Raw genomic sequence first — 14,641 nt, 5'->3', positions numbered from 1 at the left:
TCAGGTGGCGCTGATCGCGCCGGTCAGCAGCAGGGCCAGGACCAGGGTGCCCAACGCGACCCGGTACAGCACGAAGACGTACAGGGTGTGGTGGGCGACATAGCGCAGCAGCCAGGCGATGGCCGCGTACCCGATGCCGAAGGCGATGACCGTGGCCACGATCATCTGGGCCACCGAGGGTGTGGACGTGCCCGGTGCGGACGGCTCGAAGACGTCCCCGAGGCTGAACACGCCGGACATCACCACCGCCGGGATGGCCAGCAGGAACGAGTACCGTGCCGCCGCCTCCCGGGTCAGGTTGAGCAGCAGGCCGGCGGTGAGCGTGCCGCCGGAGCGGGACACCCCCGGGACCAGCGCCATCGCCTGGGCGAAGCCCATCACGATGCCGTCCTTCATCCGGAAGTTCTGCAGGGTGCGGGTCTGCCGCCCCCAGTACTCCGCGAACGCCAGCACGAACGCGAACACGATGAGGGTGGTCGCCACCACCCACAGGTTGCGCCCGGCGGTCTTGATCTGGTCCTTGAACAGGAACCCGAACAGCCCGATCGGGATCGAGCCGACGATCACGTACCAGCCCATCCGGTAGTCGAGGCTGGAGCGCACCGACTTGTCGCGCAACCCGACCAGCCAGGTGCGGGTGATCCGCCAGATGTCCTTGGCGAAGTAGATCAACACGGCCGCTTCGGTGCCGAGCTGGGTGACCGCGGTGAACGACGCGCCGGCGTCACGGTCGAAGAAGATCGCCGAGGTGATCCGCAGATGCCCCGACGAGCTGACCGGAAGGAACTCGGTCAGCCCCTGGACGATGCCCAGGACGATGGCCTCGACCCAGGTCACTCGCCAACTCCGGAAAGCTCGAGGGCCTCGGCGACGGTACGCAGGGTCTGCACGCCGCTGTCCCGGTCGGCCACGAACAGGGTCACCGACAGGGTGGTGACGCCGGCGGCGGCGTACTCCCGCATCCGCTCGGCGACGCGCTCCTTCGGGCCGAGCAGCGAGGTGCGGTCGATGAACTCCATGGGTACGGCGGCGGCGGCGTCGCGCTGCCGCTTGGCCAGGTACAGGTCCTGCACCTCGCGGGCGGCGTCGCCGTAGCCCATCCGGGTGGCGAGCTGGTTGTAGAAGTTCTGCTGACGGCTGCCCATGCCGCCCACGTACAGGGCGGCGTACCAGCGGACGAGCTCGGCGCAGGAGGCCACGTCGTCGCCGATCACCACGGGCACCGACGGCACCACGTCGAACCCGGCCAGATCCTTGCCGGCCCTGGCCCGCCCGGCGCGCACCGAGGCGAGCTGCTCCTCGGCGAACTCCGGGGCGTAGAACACCGCCAGCCAGCCGTCGGCGATCTCGCCGGCCAGCTCCAGGTTCTTCGGGCCGACCGCGGCCAGGTAGATCGGTATGTGCTCACGGGGTGGGTGGAAGCCCAGCCGCAGGGTCTTGCCCGGGCCGTCCGGCAGCGGCAACGTGTAGTGCTCGCCGTCGTACGCCACCTCCTTGCGGGCGATGGCCAGCTTCACGATGTCGACGAACTCGCGGGTGCGGGCGAGGGGTTTGGCGAAGCGCACGCCGTGCCAGCCCTCCGACACCTGCGGGCCGGAGACACCCAGGCCGAGCCGGAACCGGCCACCGGAGAGCGCGTCGATGGTGACGGCGGTCATGGCGGTCGCCGCCGGCGTACGGGCGGGGATCTGCATCACCGCGGCGCCCACGTCGATCCGTTCGGTCTGCCCGGCCATCCAGGCGAGCATGCTGGGCGAGTCGGAGCCGTACGCCTCCGCCGCCCACACCACCGAGTAGCCCAGCCGGTCCGCCTCCTGGGCCAGCGCCAGGTGGTCGGCGGGTGTGCTCCACGCCGTCTGGTATCCGAGACTGAGCCCGAGTCGCACTGGTCCTCCCCCATCCGTGGCACAGGTCGCACCAGGTTACGCAATGCCGATAACGGACTCGATCACCGGCTCTCTACCAATGATCCCCCCTCCGTCGGGGCAGCCCGGGGCGGCGGAACCGGCAGAACCGGCAGAGATACGGGAGCGAGGATATCCGTGGCGGCAGGTTCGAAATAAGGTTCACCCATGCAACAGCGACCGCTCGGCCGAAGCGGGCTGGCGGTTTCCCGGCTCGCGCTCGGCACCATGACCTGGGGTCGGGACACCGACGCCGACGACGCGGCGGCCCAGCTGAAGAGTTACCTGGACGCGGGCGGCAATCTGATCGACACCGCCGACGTGTACGGCGACGGTGACGCCGAGTCGGTGATCGGCTCGCTGCTGGGCTCCCTCGTCCCCCGCGAGGAGCTGCTGATCGCCACCAAGGCCGGGTTGCGCCCCGGCAGTCGGCGACGCCGGGACGGCTCCCGGGGCCACCTGCTGCGGACGTTGGACGCGTCGCTGCGCCGGCTCGGCACCGACCACGTCGACCTTTTCCAGGTGTACGGGTACGACCCGGACACCCCGCTGGAGGAAACCCTGGCCGCCCTCGACCACGCGGTGGCCAGCGGCAAGGTCCGCTACGTCGGGGTGTCGAACTTCTCCGGCTGGCAGACCGCGCGGGCCGCCGCCTGGCAGACCGCCTGGCCGGGGCGGGCGCCGGTGGTCGCGGCCCAGGTCGAGTATTCGCTGTTGGAACGGGGCGTGGAGCGGGAGGTGCTGCCGGCCTGCGACGCGCTCGGCCTGGGCGTGCTGCCCTGGTCGCCGCTGGGCCGGGGAGTGCTCACCGGCAAGTACCGGCACGGCCGTCCGGCCGATTCCCGGGCCGCCTCGCCGCACTTCGAGCGGTTCGTCGCCAGGTACCTGGAGCCGCGTTGCTCCAGCATCGTGGAGGCGGTGGCGACCGCGGCCGGCGGGCTGGGCGTGTCGCCGTTGGAGGTGGCGTTGGCCTGGATCCGGGACCGGCCCGGCGTGACCGCGCCGATCCTCGGCGCCCGGACGGTGGGGCAGCTGCTCGGCGCGCTCCAGGTGGAACGGATCACCCTGCCCGAGGAGATCACCACCGCGCTGGACGACGTGTCCGCGGTACCGGTCGGCTACCCCGAACGCGACGGCTGACCGACCCGCCACGCCACGGCGGATCATCGCCGGGTCAGGGCGTCGGACGCTGCCCGGGGAGGTCGTGGATCGCGGTCAGGAAGCGCGACTGGTCGTCGCGCAGGGCGGGCTGGGTGAGCCGGATCCACGAGCCGTCGTCGAAGACGATGGTGGAGGCGAGCTGCACCAGCCCGCTCGCGCCCCGCTCGGAGTCGACCCGGGCCACCCGGTCACGCCGCACACTCCACAGCACCCGCGGTTGACGCCGGTCGGGCCGGTCGGCGTCCGGGCGGGGGCCCATCCGCAGCAGGTGCAGATGGGTGTCCGTCACGGCCAGGGGTGTGCCGCTGTAGCGCTCCAGGAAGAGCAGCAGACTGCCGGCGAGGGTGGCGAGGTCGCCGCTGAAGACGTACCGGCGCCGGTAGGCGATCTCGGCGAGCTGGTCGGCCAGCGGGCGGTACTGGCTCAGTCGGAACAGCGCCCGGAACGCCTCCTGCTCCTCGGTGAGCGCGATCGGCTCGCGGTGGGCGGGTTGGTGCGGCAGGTCCGGCTGTTGCTGGGCCGACTCCGGCACACCGGCGGCGAGGGCGCCGGCCTGGCCCGGCAGCAACAGCACACCCGCGGCCAGCCGCACCGGCGTCAGCACGGCGTCGACCCAGACCACCGGGTTGACGATGTTGAGCAAGCCGAACAGCACCTTCGGGTCGAGGGCCTCGGCCAGCTCGGCGCCGACCTCGTCGGCGAGCTGCCGACCGGCCCGGTGGGTCTGCGACATGCGGACCGGGCCCAGCCCCACGTATTGCAGCTCCTGGCCCGGTAGCAGCGGCGTGACGAGGGCACGTTCGGGTTCGTCGCTGGTGCGGAACTCGTCGCGCAGCTCGCGGGCCCTGTCGCGGGCGGCCCGCGCGCCGCCGAGCACCGCGTCGGTGAATCGGCCCAGCCGACCCCGCTCCCCTGCCGTCACGCGTCGCCCTCCCTAGCGGCCCGCCGGCTGGCCCGCCGGCGGCTGCCCGAACACATTCTGGTCGATCCAGTCGGCCCCGCCCTGCACCGCCTGGTCGATCTGGTCGCCGACCTGCTCGCTGCCGGGGACCGACAGCCCGCTGGTCAACGCGACGGTCCCCCAGGTGACGCCGTGCACGACCGAGTTCGGCACGTTCCACGGCAGGTTGGTCGCCCAGTCCCGGGCGATCACCCGGGCCCCGTCGGCGACCCCGTGCGCGCGCAGCGCGGCGGCCCGCTCCAGGGCGCCCATGTCGAACGGGGAGCCGGACTTGCCCAGCTTGTAGGTGCCCTTCGTGGGGTCGAGGAACTTGTGGTGCCACTTGTCGAGCTTGCCGGCGGCGCGGCGCTTGTCGGCGTACTTCTTGCCGGCGCGCAGCCCCTTCTGCATGTCGACCAGCTTGTCCAGGTGCGTCCGCAGCTTGCGCAGGTACAGCATGATCCGCTGGAGCAGGCGGATGACCTTCTGTAGGTGCACCGCGAGCGGCCGGATGACCTTCAGCATCCGGGTGACCACGATCAGGCCCCGGGTCACGGCCACGCCGACACCGGCGGCCCAGGACGCGCCCATGGTGACCGGCGCCATCAGCAACGCCGTCACCAGCGTCACCAGCAGGAAGTTCACGAACTCCACGCAGAGGTCCACGAGCACGTCGTGCACGGTTTGCAGCCCGTCGGCGACACTGCGCAGGTACTCCGCGGTCGCGGCGAACTGCTCGGCGACGTCGAGGAGTTGTTGCTCCACCTCGGCCAACCGCTGCCCGTACGCCACACCGGAGGGTGAGCGCCACCCCGCCTGCGCGGACTCGCGGACACCGCGGTGCCCCTGCGCCAGGTCGCGCACCTGCGCGGCCAACGCGTCCCACTCGGCGGCCTTGGCGCGCAGCGCGGCGGGCTCGCCGTCGACCAGATCGACGAGCTGGATGAGCGGCCACGCCAGGGTCCGGCAGACACTGTCGACAGCGTCCTGCACCCCGGAGAGCGCGTTGTCGAGGCCGTTCCACAACTGGACGGCGCTGCCGGCCGGGCCGCTCATCCGGGCAGCCCCGACTGGATGGCCTTGAAACCGGCGTCGAGGTCCCGCTCGTTGTGCTCGTACGCCTCGGCCGTGTCGGCCAGCGCCGTGGCGACCCGACCGAACGCGGCATTGGCGGCGCCGAACAGCTCCTTGCCGCCGGTGACCTGCTCGGCGTACTTGTCGCGGAGCAGGTCGCTGGCGAACGGCAGGTGCCCGAAAGCGTCCGACGGCACGTCACCGGCCGAGACGATCTGACTCTCCAGCGCGGCGAGCGAGCTGGCGACCTGCTTGGCGGCTGTCTCCAGTCGACGGACCGCCTGCACGTCGACATCGATATCCGGTGGCATGCCGTTCCTCCCCCATGAGTCGAGCGCACCGACGATACGATCTTCCGGCCACCGGGCACCACCCGGTGACACGATCCACGGGGAGGAATCTCATGACGGACCCGACGTCCGCGTTCGACGCGCTCGCCGGGCGCATCGCCGACATCGAGCGCCGGTTCGCGGATCTCCGCGACGACCTGTCCGAGCTGTCCGGCACCGCGGCCGACGAGAGCGGTCTGGTTTCGGCGACCGTCGACGCCACCGGCGCGTTGACCGGTCTCACCCTCGCGCCCGCCGCCCTGCGCGCCGGCACGGAGGGGTTGGCCGCGCTGGTGCTCGACGCCTACCAGCGGGCCCGTGCGGTGGCCAGCGAGCACGTCGACGAGCACACCGAGGGGTTGGACGTCACGCTCGGCGCGGGGCTCGGTGACCTGTTCGGCAAGCCGGGCGACTTCTCGGCGTTGGGCCGGCTGGAGGAGACCATGGCCCGGCTCGGTCGGCTGGACGACCGCCTGCCCGGCGCACCGGCGTGACGTCGCCGACCTGGCCGGAGATCGCCACCCGGCTGCGCGAGACGGTGGCCCGCTGCGACCGGGACACCGACCTGGAGCTCTCCGCCGGTGCGCGCGGGATGCGGCTGCTGGTGCGCCGCGAGGTGGTGCGGGTGGTCTGCCCCGGCCACGACGAGGCACGCCTGGCCGCGCTCGGCTGGCACCGCCCGACCGGCGACGGCAGCTGGTGGTACGAGGCACGGCGCACCCCGGAGCAGGTGGAGCGGCTCAGCGTGTTCGTGACCCGCACCGCCGCCGAGGTGTTGACAAACGAGCCCGGCGCGCTCTCCTGCCGGGCACTGCCACCAGCGGCGCCGCAGGCCGCGCGGCCTGGCCCGGCGATGCTTCCCGGCGCGGCAGTACCGCCAGCGGCGGCGCAGCCGGCCGTGGTGGCGGTGCTCGCCGCGGCTGTCGAACGGCGTGACCTGCCCGGTTATCTCGGAGTGCTGGCCGGCGCCACGGTGTGCGTCCCGCTGGCGGGGGAACCGACGCCGGATGCCGACTTCCCGTGGACGGTGGTCGGCGACGCGACCGGCGCGCCCCTGCTGCCGGTCTTCACCTCGCCGGACGCGCTGGCCGCGTTCACCGGGGACGGGGTGCCGTTCATCGCGCTGCCCTGCGCCGAGTTGTTCGAGGACTGGCCGGACCCGTCCTGGGGGCTGGCGGTCGACCCGGGCAGTGCCCGGGCGGTCGCGCTGGCCGCGCCGGCTCTCGCCGCCCTGCTGACCGCGAACGTCCCCGTCGGCTGACGTCCCGCCCAGGTGGTCGGCCGCCCCCGGGGTGAAGATCGACTCGGATTTCTTGAAACCGCGGTGTCTGGGTGCGGGAATACCCCGACTTCATGAAAGCCGAGTGGATCATGCGTCCGGGCGGTTGCGGTCGCGGCACAGGGGGTTCCACTCATCCCGGCGACCGAAACTGCAAGATCGACGCGACGGGGGCACGGGGCGGCACGAAACACCCACGGTAGCGTCGTTGGTCACCCCCGAGGGGGTGGCGAACGGCCGCTGGGCTGGGCAGCATGGGTGGCATGGACTACGAGTACGCGCCACTGCGGCTGCCGCCGAACGTCGACCGGTTGACCGCCGCGGCGCAGTTGGCGATCCAGGCGGAGTTCTCCGGATGGGAGTTGGCCCGGGTGCGGCTGTACCGGGACGGCACGCGGCAGGTGGTGCTGCGTCGTCGGCGGGTCAACCAGCCGCAGCCGGGTCTGTCGTACTGACGATCGGGCGGCGCCGCCCGGGGCCGGAGTCGACCCCGGGCGCGCGCACGGCCTAGTGCTGGTGCCCGGCGTGGTCGTGGTCGTCGTCGAGCTCCAGGAACGGGTGCTCGTCGAGCCGACCGACCAGTCGGTCGTCGGCCGCCGGCTGGAACGGGCCGACCGCGTCCTCGTCGTCGAACGACTCCAGGTCGACCGGGGTGCCCACCTCGCTGACCATGACCACCCCGTCGAGCGGTTCCAACTCGGGGACGTCCAGCGCGCCGAGCGAGCCGTCGCCGCTCTGCAGCAGCTCCAGCACCGCCTCGCCGACTCCCTCCACCGGGGCCGGCTCGTCGTCCTCCGGGGTGCCCTCGCGGCGGGCCGCCTCGGCCACCCGCAGCAGCGCGGAGACGCTCGGGATCCGGTAGTCACGGCGCTGGCGCACCGAGATCACCCGAGGGTGCGGGTCGCTGGCCTCGGCTCCCTCGCCGCCGCCGAAACGCTCGTCGGCCTCGTCCGGGTCGATCGAGTCGACGTCCCACGGCGTCACCTCGCCGAAGGCGTCGAGCAGCCGCTCGTCGTACGCGAAGGAGGCGTTGTTCAACGCCACGTACGCCTGCCAGACGTCGTCGTCGTCGACGCGGCCCTGCGCGGCGTGTACGGCGGCCAGGTGGTGGCGGGCCGCTTCGATCACCCGCTCGAGAGCGGCGTCCAGCTCACCATGCTGGTCGGTCATGTGGGGCAGTCCCTTCACGATGGGGAGGTTGCGCGCCGGCGGCACGGCCGGACACGACTAGCAGGTGCGCAGGAACCGGTCGAGAACCCGCACGCCGAACTGTAGTCCGTCCACCGGAACGCGCTCGTCGATGCCGTGGAACAACGCCGAGAAGTTCAGGTCGGCGGGCAGCCGGAGCGGGGCGAACCCGAAGCAGCGGATGCCCAGCTGCGAGAACGCCTTGGCGTCGGTGCCCCCGGAGAGCATGTACGGAACCGGACGCGCGCCCGGGTCCTCGGCGCGCAGGGCCGCCGACATGGCCTCGACCAGGTCACCGTCGAAGGTGGTCTCCAACGCCGGCTGCCGCTGGACGTACTCGATCGCGATGTCCGGGCCGACCAGCTCGCGCAGCTGCCGCTCCAGCAACTCCGACTGGCCCGGCAGGCTGCGGCAGTCGATGGTGGCGGTGGCCCGGCCGGGGATGACGTTGTCCTTGTAGCCGGCGCTCAACCGGGTCGGGTTGGCGGTGTTGCGGATGGTCGCGCCGATGATGTTGGCGATGGGACCGAGCTTGGCGATGGCCGTCTCCGGGTCGTCCGGGTCCAACTCGATGCCGAGCAGGTCGGAGACCTCCGTCAGGAAGGCCCGCACGGTGTCGGTGACCACCACCGGGAAACGGTGCCGGCCGATCCGGGCGACCGCCTCGGCGAGCGCGGTGACCGCGTTGTCGTCGTGCATCATCGAGCCGTGCCCGGGGCGGCCCTTGGCGTGCAGCCGCAGCCAGTCGATGCCCTTCTCGGCGGTCTCGATGAGGTAGAGCCGCTGGCTGTCGTTGACCGAGTAGGAGAAGCCGCCGACCTCGCCGATCGCCTCGGTGCAGCCGTCGAAGAGGCCGCGGTGGTTGTCCACCAGGAAGCGCGCGCCGTAGTCGCTGCCCGCCTCCTCGTCGGCGGTGTACGCGAGGACGATGTCGCGGGGCGGTCGTACGCCGGTGCGCTGCCAGTGCCGCACCACGGCGAGCACCATCGCGTCGAAGTCCTTCATGTCGATCGCGCCCCGACCCCACAGGTAGCCGTCGCGCAGCTCGCCGGAGAACGGGTCGACCGACCACTCGTCGGCGTCGGCGGGCACCACGTCCAGGTGGCCGTGCACCAGCAGCGCGCCCCGGCTCGGGTCGGTGCCCGGGATGCGGGCCACCACGTTCGCCCGGCCCGGCGCGGACTCGTGCAGGACGGACTCCACGCCCACCTCGGCGAGCTTCTCCGCCACGTACTCGGCCGCGCGGCGCTCGCCGACGCTGGTGTCGTTGTCACCGGTGTTGGTGGTGTCGATGCGCAGCAGGTCGCGGCAGAGGTCCACGACCTCGGCGGTGGGGTCCGGTCGGGCGGAGGCGGCATCGCTCGTCATCGCCTCTTCATACCAGCCCCGGCCGGTCGACGGACCGGCGCGGGTGCACGCATCGACGGCCGGTTTCGTGGTGCGCGCCTTCGGGTATCGCCGCCCACGACCGTACGTCCCCTGCCGGAGCTTCCGCCCGCCAGTCGAGGAGGGCACCATGTCCACCGTTCCCCTGCCGCCGCTGCCGCCCACGCCCGCACCCGAGGAGGGCTACCGGCCCGCCGGCCGCAGCATCGCCGACATCGTCGACCGGGAGCACCGGCAACTGCTGGCGCTGCTGGACCAGCTCTCCGGCCCGGACACCACCCCGCAGGAGGGGCTGGCGGTGCTCACCGCCGCGCTGTCGCGGCACCTGTCCGCCGAGGAGCAGTACCTGCTGCCGGCGGTACGGGCGGCGCTGCCGACGGCCACCGAACGGGTGGACGCGGAGATCAACGCCGACGCGGCCCTGCTGAGCGCCCTGAAGGGGCTGACCGACGAGGCGTTGAGCGAGGTCGCCGAGCGGGTCCGCCGGCACGTCGACGGGGTGGACGCGCTGGTCACCGAGTTGCGCGCGGTGGCGAGCGAGGAGGAGCTGATCCGGCTCGGCAACCGGCTGGAGATCGCCGAGGAGGCCGCGCCGACCCGACCGCACCCGGGCACACCGGCCACTCCGCCGTGGAACCGGATCGTGGAGCCGGCGGTCGGTGTGGTGGACAAGGTCCTCGACGCGGTGACCCGGCGGCCGACGTACCTGGCGGACCTGCCGGAGCCACCGCGCGACAGGTGACCGGCGACGGCCAGGAGTGCATTCATTATCACCGATCCACTCGGGCTATTCCGCCAGCAGACCCCGTAGTCCTACCGTCACCGTATGAACCTGGAGCTGCGTCACCTGCGGGTGGTCTGCGCGATCGCCGAGACGGGAAGTGTGACGAAGGCGGCCTCGGCGCTCGGCCTGGCCCAGCCGGCGCTCACCGCCCAGCTTCAACGCATCGAGCGGACGCTGGGCGGCCCGCTGTTCGATCGGGACCGGCGCGGGGCCCGGCCCACCGCGCTCGGTGAGTTGGTGCTGGCCCGCGCCCGGGTGCTGCTGCCGGCGATGAAGGGGCTACAGGACGAGGCGGCCCGCCTGGCCGGGGCGGGCGACACGCCGCCGTGCTACCGGTTCGGTGGGGTGAACAGCCCGATCCTGGGTCGGCTGGTGCACCGGTTGGCGGCCGAACAGCCGCCGGCCCAGATCACCACGTACGCGTCCTGGTCGGTGGACGAGCTGGCGCAGTTGGTGGCCGGCGGGCGACTGGACTTCGCGCTCGCCGGGGTGTGCGGCGACGCCAGCCCGTCGGCCGGGTTCGGGTTGAGCTGGCAGGAGGTGGCCGTCGACCCGGTGCTGGTGCTGCTGCCGGAGACCCACCCCCTGGCGGAGCACGACGAGGTACGCCTGGCGGACCTGCGTCACGAGCAGTGGGTCGCCGCGCCCGGCGACGGCTGCTTCGCCGACTGCTTCGCCGCCGCCTGCGCCCGCGCCGGCTTCACCCCCCGCAAGGTGTACGAGACCGACATCCGCGGCTGCGTCGACCTGGTGGACGCCGGGGTGGCGGTGGCCCTGTGCCAGGCGACGTTCCGCCCGGTGAGCGGATTGGTCACCCGGCAACTGGCCGGAACGCCGCTGCGCTGGCGGCTCCTGCTCGGCTGGCATCCGGACTCCCCCGCCGCGCAGGGCGCCGGGCTGGTGCTGGAGACGGCCAAGGCGGCGTACGTGGACTCGCTGGCGCCGCATCCGGCGTACCTGGCCTGGTTGCCGCGCAACCCGGGGTTCGGTGTCCGGCAGCCCAGTGCGGCCCGGCCGGGCTGACCGGCCGGTATTCCCGGCCGCTGCCGGTGCGAACCGCCGTGGGCCGGGTATCTGGCGGACATGACCGACCTCTACCCGCCCGCCGACGACCGCGAACTGCTGCGCCAGGCCGCTGCCGCGCACACCGCCGCCACCCGTGCGGTGGAGGCGTTCCTGCGCCGCCTGCCGACGGTGCCCGACCCGGCCGACGTGACCGAGTACGCGAACCTGCTCACCCGGGAGGACCAGACCCGCGGCGACCGGGACGCCGCCGCCGACGCGGCGGGTCTGACCATCGGGAGTCTGGAGCCCGACCAGGGCCAGTGACGCGCCACGACGGTGCCGGCCCGGGGTCGGGACGGCACCGTCACGGGTGGTCGCGTTCAGCGTTCGACGAGCGGGTCGTGACCCAGGTCCAGCAGCGAGTGTCGCCAGGTGTCGTCGGCGTTGCCGCGGGACGGCTTGGCGTCCATCAGCTCGCGGATCCGCTCGACCGCCTCCCGCATCACCTCGATGTCCTCCGGGGTGAGGTCGACCTTGCGCTTGTTGAGCACCTTGAGGATCTCCCGGCCCGGTTGGGGCAGGTCGAGGTTGGGGTTCGGGCTGAACGACTCCTCCCCGGAACCCCGGGTCAGCAGCCAGGTCCGCAGTTGCTCCGAGGGGACGTTGACCTCGGCGTGGAAGTCCTCCCAGAGCACTTCCACCTCGGGGTCGAGCCGCGCTTCGCGTACCATCAGGTCTCCTCTCGCAGGCGATGGTCGGACGTCTCCGGGTCGTCGTGGTCGGTCTTCGGATGCAGGCCCTCCGCGGGCACCCGGGTCCGGCGGGGGTTGGCGGTGGGTGGCGCCAGGATCGGGTCGGGATGGTCGTCCTCGTCCCGGGGTTTCGCGGACTCCGCGGGCTCGTGCGGGTCCTCGCGTTCGTCTCGTCGCGCCGGCCCGCTCATCGCGGGTGTGTTGTCGTGGCGGCGGTGTACCCCCGCTCGCCCGCGGTCACGTCGAAGGTGAGCGCGCCGTCGCGCGCGTCCACCGTGACCTTCTGCCCCGGCGAGATCGCCGACTCCAGCAGCATGCGGGACAGGTGGTTGTCCACCTCCCGCTGGATGACCCGGCGCAGCGGGCGAGCGCCGAACTCCGGCTGGTAGCCGTGCTCGGCGAGCCAGTCGATGCCGGCGGTGGTGAACTCCACCTGGAGGTCCTGGGCGTGCATGCGGCGACGGGTCTCCTCGAGCAGCAGCGCGGTGATGTCGCGCAGCTGCTCGGCCTCCAGCCGGCGGAAGATGATCACCTCGTCGATGCGGTTGAGGAATTCGGGTCGGAAGTTTTCCTGGAGGCGACGCATCAGCCGTTCGCGCAGCTCGTCGTTCTCCTGTTCGCTGCCCGGCGCGCCGGTGCCGAACCCGACCGCACGCTGGGTTCCGGTGATCAGCTCGGAGCCGAGGTTGCTCGTCATGATCAGGACGGTGTTCTTGAAGTTCACCGTCCGGCCCTGGCTGTCGGTGAGCCGCCCGTCGTCGAGCACCTGGAGCAGGATGTTGAACACGTCCGGGTGGGCCTTCTCGATCTCGTCGAGCAGCACCACCGCGTACGGGCGGCGACGCACCGCCTCGGTGAGCTGACCGGCCTCCTCGTAGCCGACGTATCCGGGTGGCGCGCCGACCAGCCGGCTGACCGTGTGCCGTTCCTGGAACTCGCTCATGTCCACCCGGACCATCCGGTCCGCCTCGCCGAACAACGCCTCGGCCAGGGCCCGCGCCAACTCGGTCTTGCCGACACCGGTCGGGCCGAGGAACAGGAAGCTGCCCATCGGCCGCTCCGGGTCGGCCAGCCCGGCCCGGGAGCGGCGGACGGCCTCGGCGACCGCGGTGACCGCGTCGTCCTGACCGACCACCTTCTGGTGCAGGTGGCCCTCCAGGCGCAGCAACCGGTCGCGTTCCTCCTCGGTGAGCTGGCTGACCGGGATGCCGGTGGCCCGGGAGACCACCTCGGCGATCTCCTGCGGGCCCACCTCGGGCACCTGCGAGGCGGACGTGCCGTCGTCGCCGTTCGCGCGCCGGATATCCGCCTCCAGCTCGGCGATCCGGTCGCGCAGCGCGGAGGCCCGCTCGTACTGCTCGTCGGTGACGGCCTGTTCCTTGTCCCGGCGTACCTCGTCGAGTTCCTGCTCCAGCTCCCGCACGTCGGACGCGGGCGTTCGGGTGCGCAACCGCACCCGGGCGCCGGCCTGGTCGATGAGGTCGATCGCCTTGTCCGGCAGGAACCGGTCGGTGACGTACCGGTCGGACAGCTCGGCGGCGGCGACCAGCGCCTCGTCGGTGAAGCGCACCTGGTGGTGGGCCTCGTACCGGTCGCGCAGCCCGCGCAGGATGGCGATGGTGTCGTCGACGCTGGGCTCGGGCACCAGCACCGGCTGGAAGCGCCGGGCCAGGGCGGCGTCCTTCTCGATGCTCTTGCGGTACTCGTCAAGCGTCGTCGCGCCGATCACCCGCAGTTCGCCCCGGGCGAGGGCGGGTTTGAGCATGTTGGACGCGTCCATCCCGCCCTCGCTGCCGGCGCCACCGGCGCCGACCAGGGTGTGGATCTCGTCCATGAAGATGATCAGCTCGTCCCGGTGCGCCCGGATCTCGTCGATCACCTTCTTCAGCCGTTCCTCGAAGTCGCCCCGGTAGCGGGTGCCGGCGACCAGGCCGGCCAGGTCGAGCTGGACGACCCGCTTGCCGAGCAGGGTCTGCGGTACGTCGCCGTCGCAGATCCGTTCGGCCAGCCCCTCGACGATGGCGGTCTTGCCGACGCCGGCCTCGCCGATCAGCACCGGATTGTTCTTGGTACGCCGGGACAGGATCTCCACGGCCTGCTCGATCTCGTCGGCCCGTCCGATCACCGGGTCGATCTGGTCGTTGCGGGCCAGGTCGGTGAGGTCCTGCCCGTACTGGTCCAGGGTGGGGGTGCCACGGTCCGGCCTCGGCCCGGTCATCGGTCCGCGCTCGGCGTTGGCCGCCTGCAACGACTCGGGCTGGATCCGGCCGGCGGCCAGCATCCGCCCGGCCGGTGACTCCGGGTTGAGCGGCAACGCCATCAGGATGTGCTCGGGGCCGATGTAGTTCGCGCCCATCGCCCGGGACAGCTGATGGGCGTCGAGCAGCGCCCGCTTGGCGGCGGGGGTCAACGACAGGTTGGGCGGCACCTCCCCGCGGGGCGCGCCGTCGCCCTTGCCGCCGAGGGCGTTGAGCAGGGTGTCCGGGTCGGCGCCGGCCCGGCGTACCAGGTCGCGCAGCTGTTCGCGTTGCAGCGCCGCCCAGAGCAGGTGGTCGGTGTCCAGGTCGCTGCTCTGCCGCTGCGCGGCCCGCCGGGCCGCGTCGGCGAGCATCTCCCGGGCGTCGGCCGTCATCAGTCGGGTGATGTCGACCCGGTGCGGCGGTCGGCGCCCTCCCTCGCCCCGGCCGAAGTACCTGGCCAGGAATTCGTCCCACGGGTCGGAGCCGATGTCACCGGGTCCCATCATGTCTGTCCTCCGCGGTAGGGCTCGGCACGGTCGGCAGGGGCTACCCGGCGCGCGCCCCGACAAACGCCCCAGCCGGCGGAGCACCGGCATGTC

The 14,641-nt window shown here is 72.4% G+C and carries 17 protein-coding genes; 7 read left to right on the top strand and 10 right to left on the bottom strand.

Annotated elements, in window-relative coordinates; genetic code table 11:
* Both AB0J33_RS24540 and AB0J33_RS24535 read right to left on the bottom strand, forming a co-directional pair.
* The gene (locus tag AB0J33_RS24540) at window positions 1–837 is read right to left on the bottom strand and encodes an undecaprenyl-diphosphate phosphatase (RefSeq protein WP_363616346.1); all 837 of its coding nucleotides are present in this window, start codon (window positions 835–837) and stop codon (window positions 1–3) included.
* On the bottom strand, window positions 834–1,886 hold the full coding sequence (locus AB0J33_RS24535) for an LLM class F420-dependent oxidoreductase (protein ID WP_363616345.1): 1,053 nt from the start codon (window positions 1,884–1,886) through the stop codon (window positions 834–836). Before AB0J33_RS24535 ends, AB0J33_RS24540 begins: the two co-directional genes overlap by 4 nt.
* Before the next feature lie 186 nt (window positions 1,887–2,072).
* Between AB0J33_RS24535 and AB0J33_RS24530 the strand changes: the two genes are divergently transcribed.
* Window positions 2,073–3,044 carry an aldo/keto reductase gene (locus AB0J33_RS24530; protein WP_363616344.1) on the top strand — a complete coding sequence of 324 codons (972 nt, stop codon included), beginning with the start codon at window positions 2,073–2,075 and terminating at the stop codon, window positions 3,042–3,044.
* A gap of 34 nt (window positions 3,045–3,078) precedes the next feature.
* Here AB0J33_RS24530 and AB0J33_RS24525 read toward each other — a convergent pair whose 3' ends face one another.
* The 3 genes from AB0J33_RS24525 to AB0J33_RS24515 are packed head-to-tail and all read right to left on the bottom strand — an operon-like array spanning window position 3,079 to window position 5,390.
* Window positions 3,079–3,987 carry a hypothetical protein gene (locus AB0J33_RS24525; RefSeq protein ID WP_363616343.1) on the bottom strand — a complete coding sequence of 303 codons (909 nt, stop codon included), beginning with the start codon at window positions 3,985–3,987 and terminating at the stop codon, window positions 3,079–3,081.
* Between the two features lie 12 nt (window positions 3,988–3,999).
* Entirely contained in the window at window positions 4,000–5,061 is a 1,062-nt protein-coding gene (locus AB0J33_RS24520) for a WXG100 family type VII secretion target (RefSeq protein WP_363616342.1), read from the bottom strand.
* Window positions 5,058–5,390 (bottom strand): hypothetical protein, encoded by a 333-nt coding sequence (locus tag AB0J33_RS24515; protein ID WP_363616341.1) that lies wholly within the window; start codon window positions 5,388–5,390, stop codon window positions 5,058–5,060. The genes AB0J33_RS24520 and AB0J33_RS24515 overlap by 4 nt, the downstream gene beginning before the upstream one ends.
* Before the next feature lie 92 nt (window positions 5,391–5,482).
* Between AB0J33_RS24515 and AB0J33_RS24510 the strand changes: the two genes are divergently transcribed.
* The 3 genes from AB0J33_RS24510 (at window position 5,483) to AB0J33_RS24500 (ending at window position 7,142) form a co-directional block, all read left to right on the top strand.
* Window positions 5,483–5,902, top strand: a complete 420-nt coding sequence (locus AB0J33_RS24510; protein ID WP_363616340.1) for a YbaB/EbfC family nucleoid-associated protein — start codon at window positions 5,483–5,485, stop codon at window positions 5,900–5,902.
* Window positions 5,899–6,669 carry an SseB family protein gene (locus AB0J33_RS24505; protein ID WP_363616339.1) on the top strand — a complete coding sequence of 257 codons (771 nt, stop codon included), beginning with the start codon at window positions 5,899–5,901 and terminating at the stop codon, window positions 6,667–6,669. The genes AB0J33_RS24510 and AB0J33_RS24505 overlap by 4 nt, the downstream gene beginning before the upstream one ends.
* Before the next feature lie 281 nt (window positions 6,670–6,950).
* A complete protein-coding gene (locus tag AB0J33_RS24500; RefSeq protein WP_013734349.1) occupies window positions 6,951–7,142 on the top strand; it encodes a DUF5703 family protein in 192 nt (63 codons plus the stop codon).
* Window positions 7,143–7,194: 52 nt separating this feature from the next.
* Here AB0J33_RS24500 and AB0J33_RS24495 read toward each other — a convergent pair whose 3' ends face one another.
* Together AB0J33_RS24495 and AB0J33_RS24490 are read right to left on the bottom strand one after the other, a co-directional pair.
* Window positions 7,195–7,857, bottom strand: a complete 663-nt coding sequence (locus AB0J33_RS24495; RefSeq protein ID WP_363616338.1) for a hypothetical protein — start codon at window positions 7,855–7,857, stop codon at window positions 7,195–7,197.
* Between the two features lie 57 nt (window positions 7,858–7,914).
* Window positions 7,915–9,243 (bottom strand): M20/M25/M40 family metallo-hydrolase, encoded by a 1,329-nt coding sequence (locus tag AB0J33_RS24490; protein WP_363616337.1) that lies wholly within the window; start codon window positions 9,241–9,243, stop codon window positions 7,915–7,917.
* A 148-nt stretch (window positions 9,244–9,391) separates the two neighbouring features.
* On the opposite strand from AB0J33_RS24490, the gene AB0J33_RS24485 reads away from it, so the two are divergent.
* The 3 genes from AB0J33_RS24485 (at window position 9,392) to AB0J33_RS24475 (ending at window position 11,374) form a co-directional block, all read left to right on the top strand.
* The gene (locus tag AB0J33_RS24485; protein WP_363616336.1) at window positions 9,392–10,003 is read left to right on the top strand and encodes a hemerythrin domain-containing protein; all 612 of its coding nucleotides are present in this window, start codon (window positions 9,392–9,394) and stop codon (window positions 10,001–10,003) included.
* 84 nt (window positions 10,004–10,087) lie between these two features.
* Window positions 10,088–11,068: a LysR family transcriptional regulator gene (locus AB0J33_RS24480; RefSeq protein WP_363616335.1), complete on the top strand. Its 981-nt coding sequence runs from the start codon at window positions 10,088–10,090 to the stop codon at window positions 11,066–11,068.
* A 60-nt stretch (window positions 11,069–11,128) separates the two neighbouring features.
* Entirely contained in the window at window positions 11,129–11,374 is a 246-nt protein-coding gene (locus tag AB0J33_RS24475) for a hypothetical protein (protein ID WP_124821707.1), read from the top strand.
* A gap of 56 nt (window positions 11,375–11,430) precedes the next feature.
* Here the strand turns inward: AB0J33_RS24475 and AB0J33_RS24470 are convergent, their stop codons facing one another.
* The 3 genes from AB0J33_RS24470 to AB0J33_RS24460 are packed head-to-tail and all read right to left on the bottom strand — an operon-like array spanning window position 11,431 to window position 14,548.
* Window positions 11,431–11,781: a DUF3140 domain-containing protein gene (locus AB0J33_RS24470; RefSeq protein ID WP_357351511.1), complete on the bottom strand. Its 351-nt coding sequence runs from the start codon at window positions 11,779–11,781 to the stop codon at window positions 11,431–11,433.
* On the bottom strand, window positions 11,781–11,993 hold the full coding sequence (locus AB0J33_RS24465; protein WP_363616334.1) for a hypothetical protein: 213 nt from the start codon (window positions 11,991–11,993) through the stop codon (window positions 11,781–11,783). Before AB0J33_RS24465 ends, AB0J33_RS24470 begins: the two co-directional genes overlap by 1 nt.
* Window positions 11,990–14,548, bottom strand: coding sequence for an ATP-dependent Clp protease ATP-binding subunit (locus AB0J33_RS24460; RefSeq protein WP_363616333.1), 2,559 nt, complete (start codon window positions 14,546–14,548; stop codon window positions 11,990–11,992). Before AB0J33_RS24460 ends, AB0J33_RS24465 begins: the two co-directional genes overlap by 4 nt.
* Window positions 14,549–14,641 lie beyond the last annotated feature (93 nt).

The sequence above is a fragment of the Micromonospora sp. NPDC049645 genome, assembly GCF_040675155.1.
In the GTDB taxonomy this organism is placed as follows: Bacteria; Actinomycetota; Actinomycetes; order Mycobacteriales; family Micromonosporaceae; genus Micromonospora.
Note: the sequence above shows the minus strand (reverse complement) of the source record. Positions and strands in the feature narration are given on the sequence as shown.

Excerpts from the sequence above, each read along its gene's own strand:
- AB0J33_RS24510 (WP_363616340.1), top strand. The coding sequence starts at position 5,483 with ATGACGGACCCGACGTCCGCGTTCGACGCGCTCGCCGGGCGCATCGCC.
- AB0J33_RS24470 (WP_357351511.1), bottom strand. The coding sequence starts at position 11,781 with ATGGTACGCGAAGCGCGGCTCGACCCCGAGGTGGAAGTGCTCTGGGAG.
- AB0J33_RS24475 (WP_124821707.1), top strand. The coding sequence starts at position 11,129 with ATGACCGACCTCTACCCGCCCGCCGACGACCGCGAACTGCTGCGCCAG.
- AB0J33_RS24495 (WP_363616338.1), bottom strand. The coding sequence starts at position 7,857 with ATGACCGACCAGCATGGTGAGCTGGACGCCGCTCTCGAGCGGGTGATC.
- AB0J33_RS24490 (WP_363616337.1), bottom strand. The coding sequence starts at position 9,243 with ATGACGAGCGATGCCGCCTCCGCCCGACCGGACCCCACCGCCGAGGTC.
- AB0J33_RS24500 (WP_013734349.1), top strand. The coding sequence starts at position 6,951 with ATGGACTACGAGTACGCGCCACTGCGGCTGCCGCCGAACGTCGACCGG.
- AB0J33_RS24485 (WP_363616336.1), top strand. The coding sequence starts at position 9,392 with ATGTCCACCGTTCCCCTGCCGCCGCTGCCGCCCACGCCCGCACCCGAG.
- AB0J33_RS24515 (WP_363616341.1), bottom strand. The coding sequence starts at position 5,390 with ATGCCACCGGATATCGATGTCGACGTGCAGGCGGTCCGTCGACTGGAG.
- AB0J33_RS24530 (WP_363616344.1), top strand. The coding sequence starts at position 2,073 with ATGCAACAGCGACCGCTCGGCCGAAGCGGGCTGGCGGTTTCCCGGCTC.
- AB0J33_RS24480 (WP_363616335.1), top strand. The coding sequence starts at position 10,088 with ATGAACCTGGAGCTGCGTCACCTGCGGGTGGTCTGCGCGATCGCCGAG.
- AB0J33_RS24460 (WP_363616333.1), bottom strand. The coding sequence starts at position 14,548 with ATGATGGGACCCGGTGACATCGGCTCCGACCCGTGGGACGAATTCCTG.
- AB0J33_RS24465 (WP_363616334.1), bottom strand. The coding sequence starts at position 11,993 with ATGAGCGGGCCGGCGCGACGAGACGAACGCGAGGACCCGCACGAGCCC.
- AB0J33_RS24520 (WP_363616342.1), bottom strand. The coding sequence starts at position 5,061 with ATGAGCGGCCCGGCCGGCAGCGCCGTCCAGTTGTGGAACGGCCTCGAC.